General features: G+C 46.5%; 35 protein-coding genes. 7 read left to right on the forward strand and 28 right to left on the reverse strand.

From position 1 onward, the window contains the following. The 14 genes from L6H65_RS11855 to L6H65_RS11925 all read right to left on the reverse strand — a co-directional run bounded on the left by L6H65_RS11855 (position 1) and on the right by L6H65_RS11925 (position 7,625). Positions 1 to 654, reverse strand: a complete 654-nt coding sequence (locus L6H65_RS11855) for a hypothetical protein (RefSeq protein WP_236342440.1) — start codon at positions 652 to 654, stop codon at positions 1 to 3. A 352-nt stretch (positions 655 to 1,006) separates the two neighbouring features. After that, positions 1,007 to 1,207, reverse strand: a complete 201-nt coding sequence (locus L6H65_RS11860) for a hypothetical protein (RefSeq protein WP_236342442.1) — start codon at positions 1,205 to 1,207, stop codon at positions 1,007 to 1,009. A gap of 14 nt (positions 1,208 to 1,221) precedes the next feature. After that, positions 1,222 to 1,605 carry a hypothetical protein gene (locus L6H65_RS11865; RefSeq protein WP_236342448.1) on the reverse strand — a complete coding sequence of 128 codons (384 nt, stop codon included), beginning with the start codon at positions 1,603 to 1,605 and terminating at the stop codon, positions 1,222 to 1,224. A 71-nt stretch (positions 1,606 to 1,676) separates the two neighbouring features. After that, positions 1,677 to 2,303, reverse strand: a complete 627-nt coding sequence (locus L6H65_RS11870) for a hypothetical protein (RefSeq protein ID WP_236342450.1) — start codon at positions 2,301 to 2,303, stop codon at positions 1,677 to 1,679. 40 nt (positions 2,304 to 2,343) lie between these two features. Next, positions 2,344 to 2,802, reverse strand: coding sequence for an HNH endonuclease signature motif containing protein (locus L6H65_RS11875; protein ID WP_236342452.1), 459 nt, complete (start codon positions 2,800 to 2,802; stop codon positions 2,344 to 2,346). Positions 2,803 to 2,881: 79 nt separating this feature from the next. Continuing rightward, on the reverse strand, positions 2,882 to 3,064 hold the full coding sequence (locus tag L6H65_RS11880) for a hypothetical protein (RefSeq protein WP_236342454.1): 183 nt from the start codon (positions 3,062 to 3,064) through the stop codon (positions 2,882 to 2,884). Positions 3,065 to 3,473: 409 nt separating this feature from the next. Next, positions 3,474 to 3,692: a hypothetical protein gene (locus L6H65_RS11890; RefSeq protein ID WP_236342456.1), complete on the reverse strand. Its 219-nt coding sequence runs from the start codon at positions 3,690 to 3,692 to the stop codon at positions 3,474 to 3,476. A 1-nt stretch (position 3,693) separates the two neighbouring features. Further along, positions 3,694 to 4,494: a PD-(D/E)XK nuclease-like domain-containing protein gene (locus L6H65_RS11895; protein ID WP_236342459.1), complete on the reverse strand. Its 801-nt coding sequence runs from the start codon at positions 4,492 to 4,494 to the stop codon at positions 3,694 to 3,696. Beyond that, a complete protein-coding gene (locus tag L6H65_RS11900; protein ID WP_236342461.1) occupies positions 4,491 to 5,120 on the reverse strand; it encodes an ERF family protein in 630 nt (209 codons plus the stop codon). The genes L6H65_RS11895 and L6H65_RS11900 overlap by 4 nt, the downstream gene beginning before the upstream one ends. A gap of 229 nt (positions 5,121 to 5,349) precedes the next feature. Then, positions 5,350 to 5,688: a hypothetical protein gene (locus tag L6H65_RS11905; protein ID WP_236342463.1), complete on the reverse strand. Its 339-nt coding sequence runs from the start codon at positions 5,686 to 5,688 to the stop codon at positions 5,350 to 5,352. After that, positions 5,689 to 5,946, reverse strand: coding sequence for a hypothetical protein (locus tag L6H65_RS11910; protein ID WP_236342465.1), 258 nt, complete (start codon positions 5,944 to 5,946; stop codon positions 5,689 to 5,691). A gap of 312 nt (positions 5,947 to 6,258) precedes the next feature. Next, the gene (locus L6H65_RS11915; protein WP_236342467.1) at positions 6,259 to 6,408 is read right to left on the reverse strand and encodes a hypothetical protein; all 150 of its coding nucleotides are present in this window, start codon (positions 6,406 to 6,408) and stop codon (positions 6,259 to 6,261) included. Between the two features lie 12 nt (positions 6,409 to 6,420). Further along, complete coding sequence (locus L6H65_RS11920) at positions 6,421 to 6,750, reverse strand: DNA-binding protein (RefSeq protein ID WP_236342476.1); 330 nt, start codon at positions 6,748 to 6,750, stop codon at positions 6,421 to 6,423. Positions 6,751 to 6,764: 14 nt separating this feature from the next. Beyond that, the gene (locus L6H65_RS11925; protein ID WP_236342478.1) at positions 6,765 to 7,625 is read right to left on the reverse strand and encodes an ORF6N domain-containing protein; all 861 of its coding nucleotides are present in this window, start codon (positions 7,623 to 7,625) and stop codon (positions 6,765 to 6,767) included. A gap of 73 nt (positions 7,626 to 7,698) precedes the next feature. Between L6H65_RS11925 and L6H65_RS11930 the strand changes: the two genes are divergently transcribed. Further along, the gene (locus tag L6H65_RS11930; RefSeq protein WP_236342480.1) at positions 7,699 to 7,992 is read left to right on the forward strand and encodes a hypothetical protein; all 294 of its coding nucleotides are present in this window, start codon (positions 7,699 to 7,701) and stop codon (positions 7,990 to 7,992) included. On the opposite strand, the gene L6H65_RS11935 is transcribed toward L6H65_RS11930, so the two are convergent. After that, positions 7,982 to 8,206: a hypothetical protein gene (locus L6H65_RS11935; RefSeq protein WP_236342482.1), complete on the reverse strand. Its 225-nt coding sequence runs from the start codon at positions 8,204 to 8,206 to the stop codon at positions 7,982 to 7,984. The two genes, L6H65_RS11930 and L6H65_RS11935, sit on opposite strands and share 11 nt — an antisense overlap. Before the next feature lie 44 nt (positions 8,207 to 8,250). Further along, the gene (locus L6H65_RS11940; RefSeq protein ID WP_236342492.1) at positions 8,251 to 8,475 is read right to left on the reverse strand and encodes a helix-turn-helix transcriptional regulator; all 225 of its coding nucleotides are present in this window, start codon (positions 8,473 to 8,475) and stop codon (positions 8,251 to 8,253) included. Positions 8,476 to 8,642: 167 nt separating this feature from the next. On the opposite strand from L6H65_RS11940, the gene L6H65_RS11945 reads away from it, so the two are divergent. The 5 genes from L6H65_RS11945 (at position 8,643) to L6H65_RS11965 (ending at position 11,743) form a co-directional block, all read left to right on the forward strand. Continuing rightward, the gene (locus L6H65_RS11945) at positions 8,643 to 9,038 is read left to right on the forward strand and encodes a helix-turn-helix domain-containing protein (protein WP_236342494.1); all 396 of its coding nucleotides are present in this window, start codon (positions 8,643 to 8,645) and stop codon (positions 9,036 to 9,038) included. A 188-nt stretch (positions 9,039 to 9,226) separates the two neighbouring features. Beyond that, the gene (locus tag L6H65_RS11950; protein WP_236342496.1) at positions 9,227 to 9,451 is read left to right on the forward strand and encodes a helix-turn-helix transcriptional regulator; all 225 of its coding nucleotides are present in this window, start codon (positions 9,227 to 9,229) and stop codon (positions 9,449 to 9,451) included. Positions 9,452 to 9,690: 239 nt separating this feature from the next. Next, positions 9,691 to 10,152, forward strand: coding sequence for a hypothetical protein (locus L6H65_RS11955; protein ID WP_236342498.1), 462 nt, complete (start codon positions 9,691 to 9,693; stop codon positions 10,150 to 10,152). Beyond that, complete coding sequence (locus L6H65_RS11960; protein ID WP_236342500.1) at positions 10,149 to 10,445, forward strand: hypothetical protein; 297 nt, start codon at positions 10,149 to 10,151, stop codon at positions 10,443 to 10,445. Before L6H65_RS11955 ends, L6H65_RS11960 begins: the two co-directional genes overlap by 4 nt. A gap of 77 nt (positions 10,446 to 10,522) precedes the next feature. Beyond that, positions 10,523 to 11,743 (forward strand): site-specific integrase, encoded by a 1,221-nt coding sequence (locus L6H65_RS11965; protein ID WP_236342502.1) that lies wholly within the window; start codon positions 10,523 to 10,525, stop codon positions 11,741 to 11,743. Between the two features lie 80 nt (positions 11,744 to 11,823). On the opposite strand, the gene groL is transcribed toward L6H65_RS11965, so the two are convergent. The 8 genes from groL to L6H65_RS12005 all read right to left on the reverse strand — a co-directional run bounded on the left by groL (position 11,824) and on the right by L6H65_RS12005 (position 18,058). Then, the gene (gene groL / locus L6H65_RS11970; protein ID WP_236342504.1) at positions 11,824 to 13,461 is read right to left on the reverse strand and encodes a chaperonin GroEL; all 1,638 of its coding nucleotides are present in this window, start codon (positions 13,459 to 13,461) and stop codon (positions 11,824 to 11,826) included. Positions 13,462 to 13,565: 104 nt separating this feature from the next. Continuing rightward, a complete protein-coding gene (groES, locus tag L6H65_RS11975) occupies positions 13,566 to 13,847 on the reverse strand; it encodes a co-chaperone GroES (protein ID WP_219873699.1) in 282 nt (93 codons plus the stop codon). A gap of 283 nt (positions 13,848 to 14,130) precedes the next feature. Beyond that, on the reverse strand, positions 14,131 to 14,868 hold the full coding sequence (gene tatC, locus L6H65_RS11980) for a twin-arginine translocase subunit TatC (RefSeq protein WP_236342594.1): 738 nt from the start codon (positions 14,866 to 14,868) through the stop codon (positions 14,131 to 14,133). Positions 14,869 to 15,025: 157 nt separating this feature from the next. Beyond that, positions 15,026 to 15,262, reverse strand: a complete 237-nt coding sequence (gene tatA / locus L6H65_RS11985; RefSeq protein ID WP_236342512.1) for a twin-arginine translocase TatA/TatE family subunit — start codon at positions 15,260 to 15,262, stop codon at positions 15,026 to 15,028. Between the two features lie 81 nt (positions 15,263 to 15,343). After that, positions 15,344 to 16,375: a molybdopterin-binding protein gene (locus L6H65_RS11990; protein WP_236342514.1), complete on the reverse strand. Its 1,032-nt coding sequence runs from the start codon at positions 16,373 to 16,375 to the stop codon at positions 15,344 to 15,346. After that, a complete protein-coding gene (locus L6H65_RS11995) occupies positions 16,372 to 16,866 on the reverse strand; it encodes a MogA/MoaB family molybdenum cofactor biosynthesis protein (protein WP_236342596.1) in 495 nt (164 codons plus the stop codon). The genes L6H65_RS11990 and L6H65_RS11995 overlap by 4 nt, the downstream gene beginning before the upstream one ends. A gap of 25 nt (positions 16,867 to 16,891) precedes the next feature. Further along, a complete protein-coding gene (moaC, locus tag L6H65_RS12000; RefSeq protein WP_236342516.1) occupies positions 16,892 to 17,371 on the reverse strand; it encodes a cyclic pyranopterin monophosphate synthase MoaC in 480 nt (159 codons plus the stop codon). 27 nt (positions 17,372 to 17,398) lie between these two features. Next, complete coding sequence (locus tag L6H65_RS12005) at positions 17,399 to 18,058, reverse strand: 5-formyltetrahydrofolate cyclo-ligase (protein WP_236342524.1); 660 nt, start codon at positions 18,056 to 18,058, stop codon at positions 17,399 to 17,401. A gap of 216 nt (positions 18,059 to 18,274) precedes the next feature. Here L6H65_RS12005 and L6H65_RS12010 point away from each other — a divergent pair, with 216 nt between their 5' ends. Then, a complete protein-coding gene (locus tag L6H65_RS12010) occupies positions 18,275 to 20,215 on the forward strand; it encodes an ABC-F family ATP-binding cassette domain-containing protein (RefSeq protein WP_236342533.1) in 1,941 nt (646 codons plus the stop codon). A gap of 111 nt (positions 20,216 to 20,326) precedes the next feature. On the opposite strand, the gene L6H65_RS12015 is transcribed toward L6H65_RS12010, so the two are convergent. The 4 genes from L6H65_RS12015 to L6H65_RS12030 all read right to left on the reverse strand — a co-directional run. Then, positions 20,327 to 20,794 carry a YhfM domain-containing protein gene (locus L6H65_RS12015; RefSeq protein ID WP_236342535.1) on the reverse strand — a complete coding sequence of 156 codons (468 nt, stop codon included), beginning with the start codon at positions 20,792 to 20,794 and terminating at the stop codon, positions 20,327 to 20,329. A gap of 698 nt (positions 20,795 to 21,492) precedes the next feature. After that, on the reverse strand, positions 21,493 to 23,052 hold the full coding sequence (locus L6H65_RS12020) for a 2-isopropylmalate synthase (protein ID WP_236342537.1): 1,560 nt from the start codon (positions 23,050 to 23,052) through the stop codon (positions 21,493 to 21,495). A gap of 156 nt (positions 23,053 to 23,208) precedes the next feature. Beyond that, positions 23,209 to 23,427, reverse strand: a complete 219-nt coding sequence (locus L6H65_RS12025) for a hypothetical protein (RefSeq protein ID WP_236342545.1) — start codon at positions 23,425 to 23,427, stop codon at positions 23,209 to 23,211. Between the two features lie 832 nt (positions 23,428 to 24,259). Further along, positions 24,260 to 24,840 (reverse strand): IS3 family transposase (locus tag L6H65_RS12030; protein ID WP_236342547.1); only part of this gene is annotated, 581 nt, incomplete at its 5' end.

Consider the following 24,840-nt stretch of genomic DNA (forward strand, 5'->3'; position numbering starts at 1 on the left):
TTATCCGTCCTCTCTCTGTGTCAGCCAATCGCAATATGATTGACACTTGGCTTCGTCAAGGAAAAAGCTGTTCCAGTGATATTTTATATCGCTGAATGGAACATCATCATGCAATTTATCCATGTAATCACTGGATACCGTATGGTCTGAATCTCGATAATCACTAGGCTTATACCAAGCCGACAATTTACCGTCGTTGCTGGAAAACTCCACACATACATGTTCCTTGGGCCGGAACTTTTTCCGACCAATTTTGCAGGAGCATTCTTCTGTAAGCAGTTTTCCGCTCGGAGAAAGAAACTCTATCATGCGCCGCTCATTGCACTTATCGCATTTCGGCAATTCTTCTCTGTAGGATTCAGCAGCGTAAACTTTTACGTACAGCGATTCCATCAGTTTGGTTAGCTTCTCCCTGCGGACAATGTTCAGCGCGTCACGCTTGGCACTATCCAGTTCATTCAGTTTTCTCCTATGCTCATACTCTATCTCTTCCAAACGGCTTTTTGTATCTTGCAGCTCCTCGTTCTCTTTCTGGAGCCGTTCCATCTCGGCCTTGTATTCTTCCTTCACAGCGTTCAGCAGCGATTGCTTAAACTCGTCTATCTGCTGATCAAACTCACTCGGCTCGCCGTAAAACTCATCATCGTAATACATCCTTATCCGTCCTCTCTCATGATCTTCTATATTCACTATGTTTCGCCGCATCGTCGGATTTCATATTTTTAGAACTTTAAAATAATTGGAGACCTGAGCCACGTATCTGTACCGCAATTCCAAGTTTCAAGAAAATCCGCAACCTCATCCACTTTGGTAATATCAGGCGTAGTGGCCGAAGCCCAGTTCGGAGGCAGTCTTTTTATTTTGAATCGGGTATTACATGCTTCACATTCGCAGTGTTTAGACACTGCGTATAACTTATTGGCTATAGATCGATCCCAATTGTCGTAACAGACCCTATAATCTTGGTGTTTTGGTTTCACGTTAAGCCCTCCCATGTATTCCCTATTCACTCTGCTACTAAATCTCTTAATGCAGCTATGCCCTCACTTGTCGGACAGAAGTAAGCGGATCTATCGTCCCATCCAGGGCGCTTAGTCGCGTAACCCTTCTCAACCAAATCATTCCAATTCTTATTATCTGCGTCCGTATAGAAACGGTTTTGATTTCTTATGGCATGTTCCATTTCGTCGATTTGAGTTTTATTCATCTCATACTCACCGCCTATTCCTTATCGTATTGAAGGAGAATCAATCCCCGCCGTTTGCTCCTGCCGATCTGCCGCCACCCTGCCGCCTTAAAACAGCATCCAGGGTTTATGCTCCGCACCTTGTCAGCATCAACGTATGTGATTATTCCATCTGGAGGCGGCTGCCCCCATTGGGCTATTGTTGCGGTAACAGCTGCGCGAACCATGTTGCTGCTGAGATAGTCCGACTCATTACGAAAAATCGTACACTCCCAAGCCTGTAGGCCATCATCTCGTATGCCGGACCATGTAACCCATACTGCGTCACCCATCGCCGTCCTTAAAACAAGGTTGCGACCTGGGCGACAGAACATATCCGCGCCTATCGTCTGCCTGCTGTAATGCCTGTCAGCCAACAACCGACATGACCTATCTCCCTTATGAGTGACCATCCAAGGACCGTACTGCCTTATGTCCAACATGAGTTGATTCATTGTGCTGATTCCGTGCTAGTATCGTATTGGGCCAGTAGATCGCGGGCGCGCTTACCAGCATCAGATACTATCGCCAACTTAGGCTCCCACTGACCTGTGACATTTACTTGATAAGTCCCAGGGGATGCATACCACCTCAGTCCATGCAATAGATCGGTATTGGCTTTCTTGAGTTCATCCCGTTCCCGTTCGGCCTCTTGCGCTCGGAGTTTGAAATCATATGCCTCCGTCTGAGCCTTGTCACGTTGGGCAAATAGTTTATCTGTGACGCTCATGCTGCTCTGGCTTAGTTTGAAATTATCTTCTTTCACCTGTGCCAGCTGGGAGCGTAGGGATTCGATTTCCCTCTGTTGCTGCTCTATGATCTCTATGGATTGTTTGATCCATGTGGGAGAGTTGGCGATGAGGTGCCTGTTTTCACGCCATTTATCAGTGAGCCGTTTGTAAATAGTCCCGTTCTCGTTATACTCAATCACTACTGCCACAGCATCGTGCGAAGGGTAATCTGTAATAACATACCCTCCTACGAGAGCGCTTTGTGTCCACGGACCCGGCGTAGCCTTCCCTAGCGCCTCTCTCACCATCTGTATATGCTGCTCTATGTCTATCTTGGGTTCTGTCATATGTGTTCCTCCTTCGATATTTGCGGCTTGCCGCCATCGGTTACGCTAAATACTTCCATGATTGACCGCTTTTTATTTTTTCAACGGTAGATGGTTTTAGGTTAAATTCCATTGCCACACTTTTTGCAGTCAATCCGCTATTCAACTTTGCTTTTATGATGGTAGCCGTTCGTTCGTCGATCTTACTTTTTCCGTTTCTTTCACCGTAGGTCGATCTGCCTCGGATAACCATATCCATAGAGTTTTCCTTTATTGTTCCAAGTTCCAAATGCTCAGGATTTATACAGTTTCTAACATCACATTTATGACGTACGACTAGACCTTCTGGTATTTCACCAAAACACTCTTCATAAACAAGTCTGTGCGCCCTAACATCCCTGCCGTTATGCCAGAAATGAATATATCCATGTTTGTTGGGTCGATGAGAGTTAGCAATGAAGCAGCCATTTTTCGAAACCTTGAAGTCGAGAAACTTTTTCCTTTTTGACGTTTTTGACATTCTTTCACCTCTTACTTATTGGAATCACCTAGCGACAGCGGCAGCCGTATAAAGGGGTTATATCTCCCTTAATAGATTGTTAATTTTGAAGCCCTGAACGCTCAGCTTGTTTCATATGCCAATCTCTAGCCGCTTTCTCTGCCTTTTCATGGTCCTTAGGATCTGTCACAATATCCAGATGACCATCCTCTAGCCATGATGCTCTAATCACTTGGACTCCTGCGTTTTCAATTGCAGTAATTAACTCTCCCATTCTTTTCATATATCCATCCCTCTCAATTGTCGTTTATATCGTATTCCTTCCGGTGTACCGTCTAACCACCTATGACAAGGTGTACAGAGGTGTAGGAGGTCATCTACGGTCGTTTTATGGGTCAAATGCTTACGTCCAGTGATATGTGCCCTCTCATGCGCTCTAGAGGCGCTACAGCGCTCACATACGCCGCCAGAACGTTCCTTTAACTGCTTTCCACCTTGTCGCTTATATCGCCCATTTGCTTCTGCGTGAGCTTCACGCGCTTGTTTCGCAGCTGGTATTCCTTGCTATAGAGGATTCCCATGGCTATACCTCCGTCTGATATTTCAGAATGGATTGTAACGCGCTCAGTTGGCTTTTAATTGCGTCAACAGATTCAAGCGCAGCCTTGAACCGCACCTCGTCATAATCACGCTTAAAAAAGGTATTCTCCAACGTTTCCTTTGGCTACGTCTGCTATCATGCCTACCGCCATACCTTCTGACTTGAGCTTCAGCATATCCTGCGCCAATTTAACGCGGTATACTTGCTCAGATGAGGCTTTCGCCTCACCAAGCTTGTACAATTCGTTAGCGGCCTTCTCAAGACGTTGAGAGATGCGATACATGTCGTCTGTTACTTGGGTTAGTTCCATATCACGCCTCCAACAAATCAAGGTAATGTATCAGCCCTGTTACCTGTTTCGTTTGCCTGCAATATCTGCATTTCTCACATCGCCGCGGTTCCTCGAACCCTTCTTTTACAAGTAGGATTCTCGGTAGTTTAGCTTCGACTTTCATTAATTCGGTCTGCATTGTCTCTTCGTCGAAGCAGATAACTGCCTTATCCGGCACGTCTTCTTTGCTTACAGCCACAATAAGCGGCTCCAATATGTCAAATCGTCCATATGCAATGCGCTCCAATTCCGTATAAACCGCCATTTGCAAGGTGTACCGGAAGTTTTCAACGAATGAAACCCGTTCTCCATCCATCCAATATGCCTTTCGTAACTTCTCTGCTGTTTTAAGATCAACAATCCGTCCTTCATCGGGATTGTGTACGTCCAATTTAGCCTTCCATAGCGTCCCGTACAGTTCGCCGGTGATAATCACCTCTTTGTCCCCTTCAAGCATCTGGCGGCATACAGGATCAGATTGGAGTGATTCAACCATCTTGTCAGCATGTTTATAATCCGATTTCAATTCGCCCTTCGTCGGGCCGCGAGAAGAGAATGCTTGGGGATTCTCGGATATAAACCGTTCAAGCGCTCCATTACCCTCAATCACAGCTCCGACATAGGAGCCAATTAGAAAGCAATCCCCCTTTGGCTCCGCGTACTCGCCACTCAATTTAGCCATTGCCTGCGCCTCGCAGCGGTCGAAATCCTTAAACTGGCTGACACTCATGTATTCCAAATTTGCCTCTTGAGAGTAATAGTTATCTGCCGTTAGCTTCATGCGGGCTCACTCCCTTTTGCCCGAATATCCGCTATTAACTCATCTACTTGCGCCTCATTCAAATCACTGATTCCGCATCCAAACTTCTTCTTTATTTGCGGAATTAGTAGATTTGCAGCGAATCCAGCACCGATCCACGCCGACTTTAGTTGAGCAATCGCATTCGATTTACGGCCTGATGACTTATCTAATTTCCCTTGGAATGCATCAGCGTCCAACTCGTCTGTCGGTATGTTGAATTGCTTGATTAAGAACGTTTTTTCGCCATATGATGCCGCCTTGCCAACGCCTTTTTCCCCAGCAATATCAACACCTTGTGAATACCAAGGAATTCTAATCCTTTCTTCAGGCGCTTCAGCGTTCACCCATGTCATGATTAAATCGACTTCCGTAAAGTAAGTTGTGGTTTTCTTAGGTTTATTTCCTTCTGTGTACTCAACAGTTTCGGCGTGTAGCGCATGCCCGACTATCTCAGGAATGAGAAGTAAAGACAATTCATCCATCTTCCCTCGTACCGCTGCCACTACTTGGCTTCCACTGTTGTAGTTGTACTGTTTACCAACAGAATCTTTTTGAAGATAAGGCACTGATTTCCGCACCTCGACTAATTTCTGATAGATGTTCATTTACACTCATCTCCTTATCGTATAAAATAGACAGTAATAACCTTATGCAAGGGGTTAAACGGTCGCGTCTGCAAACGCGGCTTTTTTATTTGTCCAACCCCAATCTCGGTGTAACAAACGCTTGTAATTACTGAGATACTTGATTCGTAATTTCCTGTTCTGCGTCAATCGGGCCAGCAGCAGGAATATGGTTCGATCACAAGGGATGCTCATAGTTTGCATGACCTCTCTAGATCAATTTGTAATGCCGGACTTCTTCGATATCGTAGTTTAGTTGACTGTAATCAATCTTTTTATCGCGCAAGATTTTCTTTAATCGCAACTTCATCAACTTCATGTTTCGCAATAAATCCTCGTTGTCATAAGGATCACAAGGAGGAAGATAAAAACTTCCCTTAACATCATTCTCTTTGTACTCCTGCTTTGATCTTGCGATTTCAACGTCAATAGAATTGACATGACCACTGAATCGGAAAAATACACAATAGTCTGTGAAGGCGTTAATCATACATGCCAATGCTGATATTTCAGACACAAGCAAGGCTGCTTCTAATCGAACATCTTTCATCTACGCCGCCCCCTCAATCACTTCATCATGCTCACGGTTAAGCTTCTGTTGCTCTAGTTGCACCTCATTGGTCTGTTCAACTTCACGATGCGCCAATACCATTTCAATCATGGAAACGTGTATTTCAGCAATGCGCGGTATGCCTATAAAGACCTGAGCCACTTCGATATGACCATTTCCGAGTTCGCGATAGCCAAACCATTCATCTTCTGAGTAGTGGCGTACAACGGTGTAATTACTCATATCAACCTTTGGCATTGAACCGGCTCCCCTCTGACTTTACTGGCGCTTTGATGCATGGCTGTGGCTTGCTCTTAATATCCCGTCTGTGACGGTGAGTGGATTGTACGGATGCGTAATGTCCAGCGTAGTTGATGATCATATCAGCGTCACCCCCACAATTCCCTCCAGGCAGTCCTCACATAGTCTATGACCTTTCCACACGCTCACAGCCTCATATTCACCGCATTCACACGCCTTCCCTACAGGCCACGGATGACGTATAGGTGGACGGTTGTTAAATCGTTCCTGAGCTTGTACAATCGGGTTTTCCATTAGGATTGTCCCTCCTTAATCGATGCAGTAATTTAATTGCTGTTTAGCTATCTCGCGTTCAGCAGCTGCGATATTCCGATTCCAGATGGCCTTGTCATCATCCGTTTTAGCTGCATCCAATTGAGCTTTGGCGTAGTTAACGTAGGATTGTTCGTAGTTGTTCATATATCCACCCCTCTACTTTGCCCTCCGTAAATCTGGCGGCCCTTTCCGCTTTACTGTCTCCGATCCAGAATTTTTGCTAATCCAATCCGTATGTTCCTCACACCACTGCAAAAATAGATGCGTCAGAACTTTCGGATGACCTAACTCACGGATAACAGGAAAGTCCTCACGGTTCAGCAGTTCCCCCGCCTTTGTTGGGCCGATATCCAGAAGATCCATAAACTGCGTTTTACTCAGGATTGGCGGAAGGTTGTTTGCCATTGAATGGCGTTCAAGAGCCGAATCAACAGCAGCATTGATTAGATGAGCGATTTGATCATAGTCGATTTCTACCTTTAGCATGGGGTTATGCCTCCTTATTGAACCAGTCTCAAATTGCTTTTAGCCTTTTCCTTTGCCAGTAGTCCGACCAGGATCGTATTAAACTTGTCTAAGCATCCGAGGCGAACCATTACCGTTATGCCGTTCACCTTCTGTTTAAGCGTTGATTCTGAGTACCATTTGCCTGTTTTGTTGTTGTAGTCTTCTTGAATACGCGCTCGTTCGTTCTCTACACGCTGCCTCACATCAATTCCGTGTGCGCTTTTCAGTGCATCATAGAGTTTGTTGTACACTTCGTTATGTCCCAATCGTGTCCATCGGGCGTATTCGTTTACCGTTGAAACGACTTTCGTATGATCTGGTACAGCGGTCATATTGTCTGAGATGGTAGCAACAGCGTCTTTTACTTCATCTATAGCGGTGGATTTTTCAGCTAGCTGCGCTTCATAAGCATTGAATTTAGCTTCAACTGCGTTTTGCCTTGTTTCTATATGAATGAGTGTTTGTAACAGTGGGCTTAATCCAGAATGATCTTGTTGAGGTTGTTGCGCTTCTTTCAATTGCTCGACTTTCTTGAAGTAATCATCAACCAATTGAGAGTAAGCATTCCAAGCTTGATCGGTGTTGAGCGACTTAGCGTGGAGGAATGCGCCTTTTTCTGTCCAGAGGTATAGGGTGTTGACTCTTTTTAACGAGATGTGAATTTCACATTCCGTCTTGAAGTCCCTCAGTTCATCGCCAGTTAGAACAAAGTAATGAACACCCTCCACATATCTCTTTTTGTTGTAACTAAAGTTGTAATTGATTTTTCCTGAATCCGTACCAAATGATTCCGCCAATTGAGGGGTGGTCAAAACTCTCATACCACTTCTTTCAATAACTTTTATCTGATTCATTCCGTATCGCTCCTTTATAGTTTTATTGTCCCTTTCTGTCGTATATTGGTAGATAGAGAGGGGGTGAAGATGTATGGCTGTTTATTTAATTGCTTACGATTTGGTTCGTGCTAGTCATGATGATTACAAAAACGTTCATGAGAAGATTAAGGAAATGAGTAACGATTGGGCACGCATTCAACTATCTACATTTCTCATCAACACCACGTTAAGAGCAAAAGAGATTAAAAATTATTTAGCACCTGAGTTTAATAAAAACGAAAAATTGATAGTAGCCTTACTTGGAAATGAAATTTCAGGACTTCATGAATTTAGTGATGAAGTATCCAAATGGCTTGCGAAGAATGGTTACCCTGTTATTCTTTGATGTGATGAAATTCACCACTACCAGTTGATAAAGTCGATTTTTTGTTAACCAAATCAATTCCATTTGATGATCTGCCAGAGAAAGGATTCATTTGTCTCATTTCATCAGAAGTCGTCGTTCGAGCGGCGGCTTCTACCTCTTTCAATTCCCCTGCGTATCGCTTCCCGTTGATTAGAATTTCTACATTTACGCTCTGCACATTTACGCTTTGCATTTTCATTCATCCTTTCGTGTTTTTATTAATGCTGTTAAAATGAATTAGGCTGAAGTCCTCCCATGTACTATTTGTTGTACACTTGAGTCAAAAAAAATATCTTTCACATCTCTGTTGAAGTACTTCGAAATCTTTAGCATCAGACCAGCAGAAGGCGTTCCACCATTTAAAGTACGGTATATTGTTCCGCGAGACACCTTGATTTCTTTTGCTAGCTTAGTTACTCCGACTCTATTAGATTCCATGAGGAAATCAAGATTGTTCTTCATATCTCTCCACCTCCAATCTGTACTATTCGTTGTACATTCATAATGTACTACATGAAGAACAGTCTGTCAACTATTTAGTACTAGCTTTTTTAAGTAATATTTAAATATTTGTATTACACTATTGTATGATTCGTAGAACACCATAAAGAATGGAGGTGTGCGACCTGTTGAATATAACTGAAATGTTAAAGATGGCGAGAGAGAAAAGAGGTATTTCGTTGAGGGAGGCGGCTAAAAGAAGCGGTCTAAGTCATTCGTATATCGACTCTTTGGAAAAAGGAATTCACCCAGCGACTAAGACACCAATAAGGCCATCGCCGCTTTCTCTGAAATCTTTATCAGAAGCCTACAATTGCGACTACATGGAATTAATGCAAGCTGCCGGATATATTGAAGAGAATGAAAAAGAGAACGCTTATACGCTCCCTGAAAGCATCTATGAACAGGTAATAAAAGAAGCTGAGGAAAACTACGGTGTTAGTCTTCGTGACGATCCAGTTGTAAATTCTGCGGTTCGAGAATTGATTCTTTCGCTTGCAAAGATGAAGAAAGGAAATGAATAAATCCAACCTCATTATCTTTTAAACCTGTTATTGAAATAATTTTTTCAGCTAACATATACAAGTGATCATTCACTTAAACATCCCCTTCACAATGTTATTCAGCCGGGTATAGTACACCCATGATAGCATAGCGGCGATTATTTGAGAACACTTGTTCTGTTTTTAGAGCGTAATGAGGTAAAGGCGGTATGGAAATGGTACTTGTACCAATCCGCTGCCGTATCCCTGAACATTTACATCGAATTGGAAAGACACAGCAATGGTTAGCCGACCGAGTTGCTATGTCCAAACAACAAATGAGCGATTATGTAACCATGCGATTCGTTTTAAAAATCGCAAAAGCAAAGGAAATCGCTGATGTTCTCAATATCAATATCGATGATTTATATGAATGGGAGTGGCGCGGGGAGTAGCAAAGCTACTCTTGGTAACAAGTACGTGCTTCTCCGTACCTTGAAAATGAGGCAAAAAAACGCGAACCTGTCTGCTGGATCGCAATAGTTGCACTCATGATGTCTAGAATATTCATAGTGTAAGCGTATACACGACAATTATCAAGTCCAAATCGTTGCATGACTTACAAAATTGATATAAAAGTTATAGCAGGATTTACCGATATAGGGCGTAAAGACTAATAAAGGGGATGTATTGTGTGTTTGTAGGTCATGCATATAGTGATTATATTTATTGGTTATTTATTTTTGGTTTAATATCATTGGGATATGTAATACACAAAATAATTATGCACTACTTCAAATTAAACTATAATGGAACTTTCAAAATTACCAGTAAGATATTAGGTTGGATGATAGCGATTTCTGTTGGTATCTTCATTTATTATTATGACGAGTCTACAAAAATAGATGAAAACTATAATTACTATGTAAATTTATTTTCTGAAGATAATATTGCAAAAAATTATAGGTTGCCAAGTTCAATTTACTTTGATGAAAACGGGATTCGTTTAGGTTCTGTAACATGGCCAAATGGCGGATACACAGGATTCACCGACTACGAAAATGAAAATTTAATTTTAGGAGAAAAAGTAAAAATGAAAGATGATGAAGACAGAGTGTGGTATGTTGAATTTACTAGAGAGAAGGTTACACCATGAAATTATTGAAATCGTTTGGCCCAGTCATTGCAGCTATAATCATACTTAGCGCTATTTCATATCAATTCTATATGTCGTATGAAAACAACAAAAAAATTGATGAGAAACTAACATCCATTCAATCAGATGTATCAAAAATATCAAACGAGCTGCGATCAATAAAAGTCGATATAGGCGATGTTGATTATTCTGTTAGCAGCGCTGAATCTAATGTGGATTCAGTTGATCAGCGAGTTAGCAATTTAGAAAGTATCCTAGATGACATACTGCGTTATTTGAAATATGGTTACTAACCCCCAAATCGGGGGTTTTACTTTTATCTCCCCCATCCTATAATGATAATACCTCGCCTAAAGGAGTGGTAAGGAACATGGCATCCATGAAGAAGATTCCAGCAAACAATAAGCAAGGATACAAATGGGTCTGTACCAAGGACGGCCCTCCCGATCCAGTGACGGGGAAACGTAAGCAAATTATGCGTCGAGGAAACACACAGAAAGAAGCTGAAGCGCGTGTCGATAAAGTCATTAAAGACTTGAAGGAGCATGGCATCGATCATCAGGTTATAAAAAATAAATCCTTCGATATGGTTTCTTTAGAATGGCTGGATAGTTACTCTCGCTCAGCAGTTAAAAAATCAACAATTCGACTTCGTAAAAACTCTATAACTGTACTAAACAAGTATATTAAATCAGTGAATATTGAAAAAATCACGCACAAAACCCATCAGGGGATATTGAATGACCTGGATGACCAAGGGTTTTCCCGTTCGCACATCGAAGGCACTCACGTCACAGCAAATCTTATTTATAAGTATGCGATAAGGGAAAAATATATTAAGGATAACCCTGCTGCCGGAGCTGTTATTCCGACAAAAACAATGACGGTCGAGGAAATCGAGAACGCTCCAATCGAACAAAGCTACCTTGAGGAGAACGAGCTTACGGAGTTTTTAGAAGCAGTAATTAAGTATGGATTGCCTGACGATAAGGAAATGTTCTATCTGTTAGCATTCACTGGAATGCGCTCAGGTGAAATGATTGCTCTTAAAGAGACTGATTTTTTCTTTGATACAAATAAATTTAGGATTACTAAAACCTTATATAACCCAGATAACAACAAAATGAAGTACGAGCTTACTCCACCAAAAACAACCAAGTCGATTCGGACAAACGACCTCGATCCCCTCGTTGCAAAAATCATAGAAGAACATATTAAGAGAAAACGTAAGATCAGGCTTGCTGTGAAAAACTTTAATCCGGATTACCATGATGAGAAGTTTGTGTTTTGCGATGACGATGGTTACCCATACATTCAAAAAACGGTAATTCGCCGTATGGATAGGATACTCAGAAAGACTAGTATCATAAAGAAAGCAACTCCTCACATCTTTCGCCATACTCACATCAGTATGATGGCAGCTGCAGAAGTTGACCTTATCACGATCATGAAACGTGTAGGACATGATGATCCAAAAACAACACTTAAGATATATACGCACGTTACAGAAAAAATGAACAAGAACGCCACTGACAAGGTGAATCTTCACTTCTCCGATATTCTTAAAAAGCCGTTTTTGCAAGAAATGTGAGTTTTCTGTGAGTTTTAATAAGAAACGGGGTCCCGAAAGACCCCGAAACCATTGATATTACTGTATTATTGGGAGTCTGGTTACATCATGCCGCCCATTCCGCCCATACCACCCATGCCGCCCATATCTGGCATGCCTGGTTTGTCTTTCTCTGGCTTGTCGGCAACAACCGCTTCGGTTGTCAGGAACATTGCCGCTACGGAAGCTGCGTTTTGCAGCGCGGAGCGCGTTACTTTCGCAGGGTCAACGATACCGGCGGAGAACATGTCAACCCACTCGCCAGTAGCTGCATTGTAGCCTACGCCGACTTTCTCGCCTTTCAGACGCTCTACGATTACAGAGCCTTCTTGGCCAGCGTTAGCCGCGATTGTGCGTACAGGCTCTTCCAGAGCGCGAAGCACGATGTTAACGCCTGTTTGCTCGTCGCCAACAGCATTAACAGCTGCTACCGCTTTGTATACGTTCACGAGTGCAGTACCGCCACCGGATACGATACCTTCTTCAACCGCTGCGCGGGTGGAGTTCAAGGCATCCTCGATGCGGAGCTTGCGCTCTTTCAATTCGGTTTCAGTAGCTGCACCGACTTTGATAACGGCTACGCCGCCGGACAGCTTGGCAAGACGCTCTTGCAGCTTCTCGCGGTCGAAGTCGGACGTTGTTTCTTCCAGCTGCGTACGGATTTGGCTGATGCGCACATCGATATCCGCTTTGTCGCCGCTTCCGTCCACAACGATCGTGTTTTCTTTCGTAATGCGAACTTGACGAGCGGAACCGAGCTGCTCAATTGTAGTCGATTTCAGTTCAAGGCCGAGCTCTTCAGTAATCACTTGACCACCAGTCAGAGCCGCGATGTCGCCCAGCATTGCTTTGCGGCGGTCGCCGAAGCCTGGAGCTTTAACGCCTACGCAAGTGAATGTGCCGCGCAGCTTGTTGAGAACCAGCGTCGCCATTGCTTCGCCTTCAATGTCCTCTGCGATAATGAGCAGCTGCTTGCCGGATTGAACAACCTTCTCCAATACAGGCAGAATTTCTTGGATGTTCGTAATTTTCTTGTCGGTGATCAGAATGTATGGATTGTCGAGGACAGCTTCCATTTTATCCGTATCTGTAATCATGTAAGCAGACACATAACCACGGTCGAACTGCATGCCTTCAACCACTTCAAGCTCGGTTACGAAGCCTTTGGATTCTTCTACTGTAATAACGCCGTCGTTGCCGACTTTCTCCATTGCTTCTGCAATGAGCTGGCCGACTTCGTCGTCACCGGAGGAGATCGAAGCTACTTGAGCGATCGATTGCTGGCCTTCGATTGGCTTAGCAATAACTTTCAGCTCTTCTACAGCAGCGCGAACTGCTTTCTCGATACCTTTGCGGATAACCATCGGGTTAGCGCCCGCTGTAACGTTCTTCAGACCTTCACGGATCATTGCTTGAGCAAGAACCGTAGCCGTTGTCGTACCGTCACCGGCAACATCATTCGTTTTAGTTGCTACTTCTTTAACCAGTTGTGCACCCATGTTCTCGAATGCATCTTCCAGCTCGATTTCCTTAGCAATGGATACACCGTCATTCGTGATGAGCGGGCTTCCGAATTTCTTCTCCAGAACTACGTTGCGGCCTTTAGGACCGAGTGTTACTTTAACAGCATTCGCCAGAGCGTCTACCCCGCGCAGCATCGCGCGACGCGCGTCTTCGCCAAACTTGATATCTTTAGCCATTATGGATAACCTCCTAAATTATTGTTCTTCCCGCCAAGCCTAAGCTTATTACGGGTCTAAGTAAGGTCTTCTAAATCATTTATGTTGGGGTCCAAGCATGACGCTTATCCCAAAATTGCGTGAATGTCGCTTTCTTTCATAATCAAAAGCTCTTTGCCTTCGTATTTAACTTCCGTGCCAGCATATTTCGAGAACAGTACACGGTCGCCTTCTTTAACTTCAAGCGCAATGCGCACGCCGTCCTTGACCGCTCCGCTTCCTACTGCGATAACTTTGCCTTCTTGCGGCTTTTCTTTCGCCGTATCCGGCAGCACAATACCGCTAGCAGTCGTTTCTTCTTTCGCGATCGGTTCGATCAATACGCGTTCACCCAAAGGTCTGATCATGAAAATAGCCTCCTTTTAAATTCGTTGCTAAGTTTCTTGTTAGCACTCGCAACAGTTAAGTGCTAACAGCCATTTTTAATAATACCGATTTTGCGTCACAATTTCAAGTGCCTGAACGGGCATTTTACCGTATTTTTAATGTTCGAGCATTATCGACACTTGTCTCTAGCTTTGGTACGGCACATTTCGCAAAATTCGCAGCAGCGCCTGCATTCTCTTATCGTGCAGCCAGCTGCTGGGCAGCAATCAAAAACAAGCCGAGCTCATTCGCCCGACTTGTTAGCTACGTTCCATATTCTTCTTCCCACGCCTCATCCGCCGCTTGCTGTTTGCGATAGACAAGTCCTGACATCATAACACTAATCTCATATAGTATGATAAGCGGAATGGCGACAAGCAAGTCCGAGATAAAATCAGGGGGTGTTATCAAGGTTCCGATCACAATGAGGATGAAATAAGCGAGACGGCGCATTTTGCGCAGTCGCATCGGTGTAACGATTCTCAGCTTCGTCAGAAACATAATGACTAGCGGGAGCTCGAACAGCAGCGAAATCGGAATGATAATATTGAACATAAACGCAAAGTATTGTGTAATCCCATACGTTTCCTCTAAATTCAAATGCCTGGACACACCTGATGTGAATTCGAATGCCATCGGGAATACGACAAAGTAGGAGAATGACAATCCTGCGAGAAAAAATACGAGCGCCAGCGGCACAAAGCCGAGAGCTGCCCTCTGCTCCTTCACTGCCAATGCCGGTTTAACGAACGACCACAGCTGGTAAAAGGTAAACGGAAGTGCAAGGATCAGTGCAATGACAAGCGCGAATTTCATATACATCCCGATACCGTCCCACAGCGAGAACGCGTGAAGGGCCATCGAATTGACGGGCTCCTGGGCCATCAAATAGTCATAGGCGGGATCAGCCAGCAACAGGCCAATTACCATGCCAAGGACAAGCACAATCAGTATATAAATGATGCGGCGACGCAGCTCTCCAAGATGATCGAACAGACTCATGGATGGGTCATTGCGTGTAGGCTTCTCTGTTTCCGATTCGGACAACTTCTCTCACCTCTCTTTGTGCTGTGGCGTCACCAGCGCGCGGTGTGGCGTTGCATGACGGCGGTAGATCACCAGCAATCCACTGGCTGACTCATAAGAAAAGCGGCCCCAATTAGTCCGGGAGCCGCTTGCTGTCCGCCACTTCGTCGGATTTACGGTTCACTTCAATCCGGCTCGTATCCTTCTGGTCCTTATCACTATCTTCCATAATATCTCTAGCGCCAGCTTTGAATTCCTTCAACGTACGCCCGAACGCGCGGCCCAATTCAGGCAGCTTATTAGGTCCGAAGAGCAGTAATGCGACCAGTACGAGTAAAATGACACCTGTTACTCCTAATCCACCAAGCATAGTAACTACCTCCTAGTTTGTAAAAAAATGGTTTTCACCACGAATTATACCTTTCAATCTCTAAATTTTCAATATCTACCATCAACAATTATGAAGTCCTCCATAACCCATGCGCACGATATCCTCTCTCGTTATGACTTCACCCGCCAGCACTCTGGGCAGCAGCACATTAAAGGAGGTATATGGATCATGCATCACACATCCGGGCAAGCCCATAATCGGCACACCGTTCAAATATCCGACCAACAGCATGGAGCCAGGAAGCATTGGCGTGCCATAGCTGACGACCTCCGCTCCGGCTTCTTGTATCGCTGCAGGTGTGCGGTCATCGGGATCTACGGACATGCCGCCAGTTACTAGTATCATATCATATTGCTGATTCAGCAAATAGTGTATTTCCTTGACAATAATATGACGATCGTCCGGCGCAAAACGCTGCTCCACAACTTCTGAACCGAGCGATTCCACAATTCGGCGCACAGCAGGACCGAATTTATCTGCTATGCGTCCGGAGAAAACCTCTCCCCCTGTGGAAAGCAGACCGATTCGGAAGGCACGAAGCGGCAATAGCCGCAGCGGTCCGCAGCCACCGCTCGATTGCCTGTACTGATCCGCAATCGCTCGAACATGATCAACCTTCTCTTCCGCCACGAACAGCGGAATGACACGAGTCGCCGCCAGCTGGCCATCCGGCATTACGACCGTATGCGAGCGCAATGTCGCAAGCGCGATCTCGCCTAGATTGTTAATGGCGTGAACAACCGCTTCATCGATGACAGCGAGCGCTGGAACGTTGAGATCAGACTTAATCGCCACCTTGCCCTCATGCGGCTCTGTCAGCCTCATGCCTTCACCAAAAAGCGATTCCGCCATTCGACTTGCTGCATCGTCTTCATGCAGCTCTCCCGCTCCAAGCTCCATTGTATAGATATGTTCCTTGCCAATATCCAGCAGCCTCGGTATATCGGCTTCAGTAATGAGATGTCCCTTCTTAAACAATCGGCCCTTGAATTGTCCTGGCAAAATTTGCGTTAGATCATGCGCCAGCCGCAAACCGATCGCATCCTGCACAGGAACCTCTCTCAGCACAGTTCCGTTGTTCGTCGCACTCATTCGTTATGTTCCCCCGTTCGCCCTGAGAGAATGCTCAGCGCATGCGGCAATTGATCCATAATGGCCATTAAATTCTCATGAACGCCTTTCGGACTGCCTGGCAAATTAATGATCAGCGAACGCCCCCGAATACCGCAAACCCCGCGTGACAGCATCGCCTGGCGCGTCTTCTGCATGGAGCCGATGCGCATCGCTTCCGCAAGGCCGGGCACAACCCGGTCGAGCACTCGCATCGTTGCCTCCGGCGTAATATCTCGTACAGCCAGACCGGTTCCACCCGTCGTAATGACAAGATCCGCCTGATAGTAGTCGGTCATCTCGATAAGTGCAGCCATAATTTCATCCTGCTCGTCCGGTACGATGCGGTAGTCAACAATCTCACCGCTTAGTTCTTCCTCAACAAGCTCCCTTATAACCTGCGCGCTCGTATCTTCTCTTTCGCCGCGCGAGCCTTTATCGCTTGCTGTTAACAACGCCACTTTCCACCGCATGAGCTTCTCCCCATTCGATCCGAAATTACGGATTGTCCGTATGGACGTAATCACCACTTTTGCCACCGGTCTTGGATATCAAATATGTCGGACCGATAACCATATCTTTCTGCAATGCCTTGCACATATCGTATACGGTCAGGGCGGCAGCTGACACTGCGGTCAACGCCTCCATCTCGACGCCGGTTCTCCCGGTCGTCTTCACCGTTCCTTCTATATAAAGCTCATCGACGCCATTGTCGGAAAAAGCGAGATTGATGCCAGTAAGCGGGAGCGGATGGCACATAGGAATCCAGTCCGATGTTTTCTTGGCTGCCATGACCCCTGCAACCTGCGCAACTGCCATAACATCTCCCTTGCCAATCGTACCTGCCTTGATACGCGCCAACGTGTCCGGCAGCATCTTGACCATCGTCCGGGCAGCCGCTATTCGCGTGGTGACTTCCTTGTCCGACACGTCGACCATGCGAGCCCTGCCTTGTTCGTTAAAATGCGTCAGCTCCATATGCATCTCCTCCATTGCGCTTCAAGCTCAATCATCGTCAAATGCGATCACCTGATCTGTCATTCGCATCCCTTGCTCTGTCAGGATCGCTCCGACTCTTGCATCATGTCCCTCCATTGGAACCTCTGCAACAAGCTGCTGCTCGAAGCCGCATCCGATCCAGAGCGGCATCATGCGGTCTTCCCGCAGAGATATGTCACGCAAACGATCATAGAACCGATCATAATAGCCTCCGCCATAACCGAGCCTGCCTCCCTGCCTATCAAAGGCAAGTCCAGGGACAAAAACGATATCCGGCACATAGGCATCGCCACAGTATGCCGCAATTGAAGGATCAGGCTCCATAATGCCATATGCGCCAGATGCAAGCTCATCCCAGCCATGGATGCGATAAAGCGCCATGAGCCGCTGCTCAGGCAAGCATCTGGGAACGATGACAGCTATCCCACTCCGCCATCCCCATTCCATTAAAGGACGAAGATTCAGCTCCGACCGGAACGGTACATACAGCAGCATGCTCCGACAATCGGAATATTCCCGTTCAAGCCATTGCGCGGCCTGCTCACAGGCCATAATCGACCATTCCTCCAGGCGCGCCTTCGGCAGTCGGTCCCGCAGCTCCTTGGCTGCCGTTCTTGCCGCTCTCTTCCCCATGCTAGGCTCTATCGTTTCATCGGTTCCTGCCATAATAGCCAGTCTTGCCTTCCTTCATTAAAATATGTCTATTTAGTTTACCACTCTTGCCTAAATTTCGCCAATAGTCAAGGGATCATATATTCGTGTTCAGAACGAAGGCTGCATGATCGAATGATTCGTATTTTTTCAAGCCATACCTGATATGGTAAAATGGTCATAATCGTTGTTCTACAATAATAGTCTTTCATTGCTGGAGGTTTCCGTACGATGCTCATTCAAGTTTCCGATATATCCAAAAGCTATGGTACAAGCAGTGTGCTGACCTCCATTACGTTCCAGGTGCAGCCGAAGGAGCGTGTCGGTCTGGTCGGTGTCAACGGGGCTGGCAAATCGACACTGCTGCGTATTATTGCCGGTGAGGTTTCAGAAGATTCCGGCACGATCTACAAGACCAAAGAAACGACAATTGGCTATTTGGCTCAATCAAGCGGTTTGCAGTCCGATCAGACAATCGAAGCAGAGATGCGCGCCGTGTTCAAACATTTGATCGAAGCGGAGCAGGAGCTGCGGATACTTGAACAGCAGATCGCAGATCCATCGCTTCACCATAACAGCAAGCAGTATGAATCGACGCTGGAGCGCTACTCGCAGCTATCCGAATGGTTCCGCGAGAATGGCGGCTTTGAGATGGAAACGCGAATCCGCAGCGTGCTGCATGGGATGGGCTTTCATCAATTTCCGCCCGACACCATTATCTCGACATTAAGCGGCGGACAGAAGACTCGGCTGGCATTAGCGCGCATTCTGCTGCAGGCGCCCGATCTTCTCATGCTTGATGAGCCGACCAACTACCTCGATATTGAGACACTGACCTGGCTTGAGAATTATTTGCGCGGCTATTCCGGCGGCATTCTGGTCGTCTCCCATGACCGCTACTTTCTCGATGCAGTCGTTCAGACCATTGTCGAGATCGAACGCCATACCGCGAAGCGATATACGGGCAACTACAGCCGATATATCGACCTCAAAGCCGCCGACTATGAGGCGCAGCTGAAACAATATATGAAGCAGCAGGATGAAATCAGTCGATTGGAGGACTTTGTTCAGCGCAACATTGTTCGCGCCTCTACCACCAAGAGAGCCCAGAGCCGGCGCAAAGCGCTCGACAAAATGGAGCGGATCGACAAGCCTCTTGGCGATTTGAAGAAAGCCCATTTCTCCTTCGAGGTTGAACGCTCAAGCGGCAAGGATGTGCTGAATGCCGATCATTTGTCGATCCGGTTCACGGACAATGATCCCCCGCTATTCCAGAATGTCTCTTTCCGTCTTGAGCGCAACGACAATGTCGCATTAATCGGACCGAACGGCATCGGCAAATCCACGTTGCTGAAGGCGCTAGTGGGACAGCAGTCTCTTGCTGGAGGCACGATTCGCTGGGGTACGAATATATCCATTGGCTATTATGATCAGGAGCATACCGGACTCAATCCTGCCAATACCGTGCTTGAAGAGCTGTGGAGCGCTTATCCGAGCATTGAGGAGGCGCGTATTCGTACCGTTCTTGGCAATTTCCTGTTCAGCGGCGACGATGTCCTGAAACGAATCAGCTCATTAAGCGGCGGCGAGAGAGCCCGTGTTTCCCTATCCAAGCTTATGCTGGCGCGCGCAAACATGCTTATTCTGGACGAGCCGACCAACCATCTTGATTTGTACAGCAAAGAAGTGCTTGAATCCGCACTGATGGACTATGATGGCACACTGCTGTTCATTTCGCATGACCGGTATTTTCTGAACAAAATGGCTGAACGGATTGTCGAACTCACTCCACAGGGAACGAATCATTTCCTGGGAAATTATGACGAAATGATCGAGAAAAAACGTGAAAACGAAGAAATACGATTGGAAATGCAGCTGACAGCGCAAGGAAAACAGGGGCGTGCCGTCGATACCAAAGAAAAACCCGATTCCTCGTCCTATGAAGCAGACAAACAAGCAAAGCGTGACGAACGCGCTCGACAGCGCAAGCTGGAACAGCTCGAAGGAGATATTGCCCGAATGGAGAGCGAGATTGCAGCATACGAGGAGCAGCTTGCCGATCCCTCCGTCTTCAATGATTATGTGCGCATCGGGGAAATACAGGCAGCAATCGACGCCTGCCGTGCACGCCTCCAATCAGCTTATGATGCCTGGGAAGAGCTCCTTGCGTAATAATCGCAGCGGCATACTAGACACAACAGCCAGCCCCCACCCTCCCGTTATCGCGGTTGGTGAGGGCTGTTGTCATTTTCAATATACAGTTTCCCATATCCGGACCTTCCATTATGCAGGTGGTCCGATCTCTTCAAGGGCGGCTGTTATCGTTTGTTTCCCTGTTGCCGTCAGCTCGAAGTACCCCGAATTGTAACTATTGTCTGTAAACAAACTTGAAGCATCCGATGCGATCCATAAAGCTACCTCACGGATTTCTCCAGAATTAAGCTGTACCGCAAGTGAATAATCGGGCGGTCTTATATCCAGTTTGCCTGATCGGGGGATACCTGAGCTGAAGCCTTTAACCAATTGAGCGATAGTCTCCGGTTTCGATATCTGAACCGAATGGTTCAAGCTAATGCTCGTGATAGAAATGGATTCGATATCCTCAGCTTTAACCTTGTACATAGTGCCCCACGTCTCCGGCTGTGCACGCTTCTCCTCCACTGCGCACCCAGTCGCCATTATAATGATCAGAATAAGCAGCAGCACCCCTGACAGCCAAGTTGGCTTCATTTCTCTCGCACTCTTTCTCATCGCGTGCAGCCCCTTTATCACAGCATAGTCAATTATTTATGTAAACGGTCAGCAGATTCCAAAGGTTGCAATTGAAGATGGTGTGCTGTTATACACAAATCCCTTCATACCCACAGTTTGGGGATGAAGGGATTCTGTTGACTAACGGTGGGCCAGATGATTCATCGTGTATCGTGCGATCTGAAAGTCCCAGTATGACACTGCGCTCTGGCAGCGGTTGACCGTGCATAGCGGAGGGTTGGAGGGATTCTGGAGAAACGTTAGTGGTCGCCTTTAAAGCCCGATTTCAACCTATAATCACTCTACAATTAAAAAATCGGGCTCCAACAGCGATCGGAAGAACCCTCCGAACCCGTAGCTGCGTTATTATTCAGATTATTCAAATCTATCCACGCTATCCACAGCGTTATCCACAGTGTAAAGCGAGTTGTTCGGCAATTCAGGCACTATTCACATCGCTGCAATGCAATATTTTTAAGTAATTATTAAGATCATATGAATAAAGATGAAGAAGATGAAACATTTGCACACATTATCCACATTATCCACAGCTCGCTTGTGAAAAACTTATCCCATTTTTGTTCACATTGTAAACGTCCGTTTTTCGGGGGATTAGAGCAGTTATGCACATCAAGCATATTTACTGTGGATAATGTTGTGGATATTGTTGATCAAACGGTTCAAATGGACATTTGCTGCTATTTTGCACGCATCAGAAGCTGATTGCACGAAGCGACAAAGGCTTGGGCAGCCGCTAAAATGATGTCCTTGTGAATAGATGTTCCACGATACCGCTCATTGTGATGCACAATGCTAACAATCGCTTCTCCACGGGCATCTTCACCTGTGGATAAGGAATGCAATTCCAAATCCTCGAATTCCGCATCAACGGGTATCGCCTCCTGCAAACCGTGTATGACGGCTTCCAGCGGTCCTGCGCCTGTGCCCCTATAGCTCTTCACCTCTTGGGAATCGCGTTCCCGAATGGTAATGGTTGCAGTACGTATAGAATCAGCTGAACCTGCCATCACTTGCAAATCAAGAAGTGTATAGGGATCATGCTGCGTTTCCGTCGTCTCGCTTGCCAGCCCGATCAGAACGCTGTCTGGAACGAGCTTCAGCACATCAGCCTTTTCGATAAATCGGTTATATACGTCCTCCAGCTGCGAGGAATCCATCATAATACCATACTCGGACAGCCGATGCTTAATGGCATGTCGTCCTGAATGCTTGCCGAGAACGATCATGCTGCGCGGTATCCCCATCGCTTCAGGGTCCATAATTTCGTACGTATTGCGGTTTTTGAGCAGACCGTCCTGATGAATGCCGGATTCGTGCTGAAAAGCATTGCGACCTACGACTGGTTTATTGTAGGCAATCGGGAAATTCATCGCTCTGCTGACCATCCGCGACGTTTCGTAGATTTCGCTAGTGACGATACCTGTAACAGCGCCAATCGCTTCTTTGCGGGTTTCGATTGCCATGACCAGCTCCTCCAGTGAGCAGTTGCCCGCGCGTTCTCCCACACCATTGACTGTCACTTCAATTTGTGTCGCGCCAGCACGTATCGCTGCCAGACTGTTCGCAACCGCCAGCCCAAGGTCATTGTGGCAGTGGGCGCTGTAGCTCACTTTATCGCCACCACGAGCCTGCTGACGAACAACCCGGAACATCTCTCCATATTCCTCAGGCATCGCATAGCCCAGCGTGTCAGGCAGATTAATGATTGTAGCGCCTTCGGCAATAACTCCCTCGACCATTTCGATCACAAATTCACGTCCGGCCCGACTTGCGTCCATTGGCGAGAATTCGATCTCATCAACGAATTGCTTGCCGTATGCGACCATCTCGCGAGCAATCTGAAGCACCTGTTCCCGTGATTTGCGCAGCTGAAAATCAAGATGGATATCCGAGGAGGATATAAACAGGTGCAGCCGTCGGCGCGCAGCATCCTGTGTTGCACGAACAGCAGCATCAATATCTGCCTTAACCGCGCGTGCAAATCCGACAATCTCTACGTTGTGAAGCTCGCGGGACACCTGCTGAATAGCTGCAAATTCACCCGGACTGGAAATAGCGAAGCCCGGCTCGATAATATCTACGCCCAGCTTTGCCAGCTGGCGGGCAAGGATGATCTTCTGGCTCGGCTCCAAGGATGCCCCCGGCGACTGCTCGCCATCGCGAAGCGTCGTATCAAAGATGCGAATCCGTTTGTAGGCATGCTCGTTATTGCTAGTGGTCATAATGTTAGTGGTCATAATCATTAACCTCCTGAAATGGTTTTGAATTTAGAATCCTTTCCTGTTCACAGCAAACACAAAAAGCCTGTCGTCTCCCAATCATTCAAGAGACGACAGGCTTTAACAGCTTGCCGCGGTACCACTCTCGTTGCCCGGACAGATGCCCGAACCCGCTCAGCGAGCCTGATAGGAATAGCTTCCTTTCAAGCTGCACCCGATTACGGAGGTTATCCGTGCCGATGTACACTGCGCATCGCAATTGTCTTCCGACAATGCGCTGCCGCATTTCCACCGATCCGCTTCCAGGCGAGTTCGGACATCCATCGACTGCGTCGCACCACCCCGCAGCTCTCTGCGCTTACCGTCGCCGGTTAAGCCTTGTTCCCGGATCATATCCTAATGCTCCTGTTCATTGCGTTTGTTCTATGTTTGATTGATTATGGATTAGCTGTCAGCAACCTGCTCATCTACTCATCTTCACATCTTCGTACAACAAGAAAAGCCTGCCGTCTCTCAATAAATCAAGAGACGACAGACTGTATAGTCCGCGCGGTACCACCCTTGTTGACGTCTCCTCACTTGCGTGAGAACGAAGAACGCCCACCTTAGCGCCCCGCCGATTCTAGAAATCGATGGTGCGCACCCGATTACGGAGGTTAACCGTTACAACGTACATACAGAATGATATCAGCTTTGGCCTTCAGCTGCATCATCATGAATTCCGCTGTTCCGCTCCCAGGCGAGATTGGGGCTGCCTTCGACTGCGTTGCACCAACCCGCAGCTCTCTGATCCCGGCGTTTGCCTTACTACTCCTGTTCTTCGCGTTTGTCGATGTGAAGTATTGCTGCTTATTATATGCTCCTCACAATCGTCTGTCAATTCCGAAAATGAAAAAGGTGTGAAAATGAAAAAGGTTGTTGTTCTGTGATAATGTCACCCTATAACGACAGGAGACAGTGACATTTGACGAAGGCAGAACTAAAGAAGGTATTTGTCGACCACGGCTTAGCGTTTCAGGTTGTTGAGGAAACCCACGGGGCATTTATCAGCGGAATGTGGGCCGCATCTGCCACCGGCTTGTAGCTCGAATATCCAGCGCGCCTCGCGTTGCTATTACGCTGCTACGCAGTGCTTCCGCCTTATGGAGATGGCCGAAGAGCATTCTGCGATGCCTTGTCATCTGTAAGAGGGTTTTTGGACCTCTGTCAAGAAAGTAGACACCAACTAACGTTGCTTACAAATGCTTTTATAGTACTCAGCTTCAAATCGGTCAGGAGATAGGTAACCCAATGAACCATGGATTCGCTTCCGGTTATAAAAGAGCTCGATGTACTCAAATACTTCTTGTTGCGCTTGGACCTTCGTTTGAAATTTGGTGCAGTAAATAAACTCCTTCTTCAGCACACTGTGGAAGGATTCAATGCAGGCATTATCGTAACAGTTACCCTTACGGCTCATACTGGCTTTCATCTTGTACTGTTTCAGTTTGTTGCGGTACTCCTCCGACGTATATTGGGAACCCCGATCAGAATGGTGGATCAAGCCCTTTTTTGGCTTTTGCGACGCGTAAGCCTGGTCCAGGGCAGCGAGAACCAAGTCTGTGGTCATTCGATCAGCGAGCTTCCAACCTACGATCTTGCGTGTGAATAAGTCCAGTACGCTGGCCAGATAGAGTCGTCCTTCTCGGCAAGGAATGTACGTGATGTCCGTCACCCACACTTTGTTCGGAGCTGTTGTGGCAAAGTTCTGGTTGAGTATGTTAGGCGCAATGGGATTCGTATGGTTGGAGTCAGTCGTCGTCACTT

The sequence above is a fragment of the Paenibacillus plantiphilus genome (assembly GCF_927798095.1).
GTDB lineage: Bacteria > Bacillota > Bacilli > Paenibacillales > Paenibacillaceae > Paenibacillus_Z > Paenibacillus_Z plantiphilus.

Excerpts from the sequence above, each read along its gene's own strand:
- tatC (WP_236342594.1), bottom strand. The coding sequence starts at position 14,868 with ATGAGTCTGTTCGATCATCTTGGAGAGCTGCGTCGCCGCATCATTTAT.
- tatA (WP_236342512.1), bottom strand. The coding sequence starts at position 15,262 with ATGCTTGGTGGATTAGGAGTAACAGGTGTCATTTTACTCGTACTGGTC.
- L6H65_RS11920 (WP_236342476.1), bottom strand. The coding sequence starts at position 6,750 with ATGCTAAAGGTAGAAATCGACTATGATCAAATCGCTCATCTAATCAAT.
- L6H65_RS11915 (WP_236342467.1), bottom strand. The coding sequence starts at position 6,408 with ATGAACAACTACGAACAATCCTACGTTAACTACGCCAAAGCTCAATTG.
- groES (WP_219873699.1), bottom strand. The coding sequence starts at position 13,847 with ATGATCAGACCTTTGGGTGAACGCGTATTGATCGAACCGATCGCGAAA.
- L6H65_RS11910 (WP_236342465.1), bottom strand. The coding sequence starts at position 5,946 with ATGCCAAAGGTTGATATGAGTAATTACACCGTTGTACGCCACTACTCA.
- L6H65_RS11900 (WP_236342461.1), bottom strand. The coding sequence starts at position 5,120 with ATGAACATCTATCAGAAATTAGTCGAGGTGCGGAAATCAGTGCCTTAT.
- groL (WP_236342504.1), bottom strand. The coding sequence starts at position 13,461 with ATGGCTAAAGATATCAAGTTTGGCGAAGACGCGCGTCGCGCGATGCTG.
- L6H65_RS12020 (WP_236342537.1), bottom strand. The coding sequence starts at position 23,052 with ATGACCACTAACATTATGACCACTAGCAATAACGAGCATGCCTACAAA.
- L6H65_RS11925 (WP_236342478.1), bottom strand. The coding sequence starts at position 7,625 with ATGAATCAGATAAAAGTTATTGAAAGAAGTGGTATGAGAGTTTTGACC.
- L6H65_RS11860 (WP_236342442.1), bottom strand. The coding sequence starts at position 1,207 with ATGAATAAAACTCAAATCGACGAAATGGAACATGCCATAAGAAATCAA.
- L6H65_RS11890 (WP_236342456.1), bottom strand. The coding sequence starts at position 3,692 with ATGGAACTAACCCAAGTAACAGACGACATGTATCGCATCTCTCAACGT.
- L6H65_RS12010 (WP_236342533.1), top strand. The coding sequence starts at position 18,275 with ATGCTCATTCAAGTTTCCGATATATCCAAAAGCTATGGTACAAGCAGT.
- L6H65_RS12015 (WP_236342535.1), bottom strand. The coding sequence starts at position 20,794 with ATGAGAAAGAGTGCGAGAGAAATGAAGCCAACTTGGCTGTCAGGGGTG.
- L6H65_RS11995 (WP_236342596.1), bottom strand. The coding sequence starts at position 16,866 with ATGCGGTGGAAAGTGGCGTTGTTAACAGCAAGCGATAAAGGCTCGCGC.
- L6H65_RS12025 (WP_236342545.1), bottom strand. The coding sequence starts at position 23,427 with ATGATCCGGGAACAAGGCTTAACCGGCGACGGTAAGCGCAGAGAGCTG.
- L6H65_RS11870 (WP_236342450.1), bottom strand. The coding sequence starts at position 2,303 with ATGACAGAACCCAAGATAGACATAGAGCAGCATATACAGATGGTGAGA.
- L6H65_RS11905 (WP_236342463.1), bottom strand. The coding sequence starts at position 5,688 with ATGAAAGATGTTCGATTAGAAGCAGCCTTGCTTGTGTCTGAAATATCA.
- L6H65_RS11880 (WP_236342454.1), bottom strand. The coding sequence starts at position 3,064 with ATGAAAAGAATGGGAGAGTTAATTACTGCAATTGAAAACGCAGGAGTC.
- moaC (WP_236342516.1), bottom strand. The coding sequence starts at position 17,371 with ATGGAGCTGACGCATTTTAACGAACAAGGCAGGGCTCGCATGGTCGAC.
- L6H65_RS11990 (WP_236342514.1), bottom strand. The coding sequence starts at position 16,375 with ATGAGTGCGACGAACAACGGAACTGTGCTGAGAGAGGTTCCTGTGCAG.
- L6H65_RS11935 (WP_236342482.1), bottom strand. The coding sequence starts at position 8,206 with ATGCAAAGCGTAAATGTGCAGAGCGTAAATGTAGAAATTCTAATCAAC.
- L6H65_RS11960 (WP_236342500.1), top strand. The coding sequence starts at position 10,149 with ATGAAATTATTGAAATCGTTTGGCCCAGTCATTGCAGCTATAATCATA.
- L6H65_RS11875 (WP_236342452.1), bottom strand. The coding sequence starts at position 2,802 with ATGTCAAAAACGTCAAAAAGGAAAAAGTTTCTCGACTTCAAGGTTTCG.
- L6H65_RS11965 (WP_236342502.1), top strand. The coding sequence starts at position 10,523 with ATGGCATCCATGAAGAAGATTCCAGCAAACAATAAGCAAGGATACAAA.
- L6H65_RS11940 (WP_236342492.1), bottom strand. The coding sequence starts at position 8,475 with ATGAAGAACAATCTTGATTTCCTCATGGAATCTAATAGAGTCGGAGTA.
- L6H65_RS11895 (WP_236342459.1), bottom strand. The coding sequence starts at position 4,494 with ATGAAGCTAACGGCAGATAACTATTACTCTCAAGAGGCAAATTTGGAA.
- L6H65_RS12005 (WP_236342524.1), bottom strand. The coding sequence starts at position 18,058 with ATGGCAGGAACCGATGAAACGATAGAGCCTAGCATGGGGAAGAGAGCG.
- L6H65_RS11855 (WP_236342440.1), bottom strand. The coding sequence starts at position 654 with ATGTATTACGATGATGAGTTTTACGGCGAGCCGAGTGAGTTTGATCAG.
- L6H65_RS11950 (WP_236342496.1), top strand. The coding sequence starts at position 9,227 with ATGGAAATGGTACTTGTACCAATCCGCTGCCGTATCCCTGAACATTTA.
- L6H65_RS11930 (WP_236342480.1), top strand. The coding sequence starts at position 7,699 with ATGGCTGTTTATTTAATTGCTTACGATTTGGTTCGTGCTAGTCATGAT.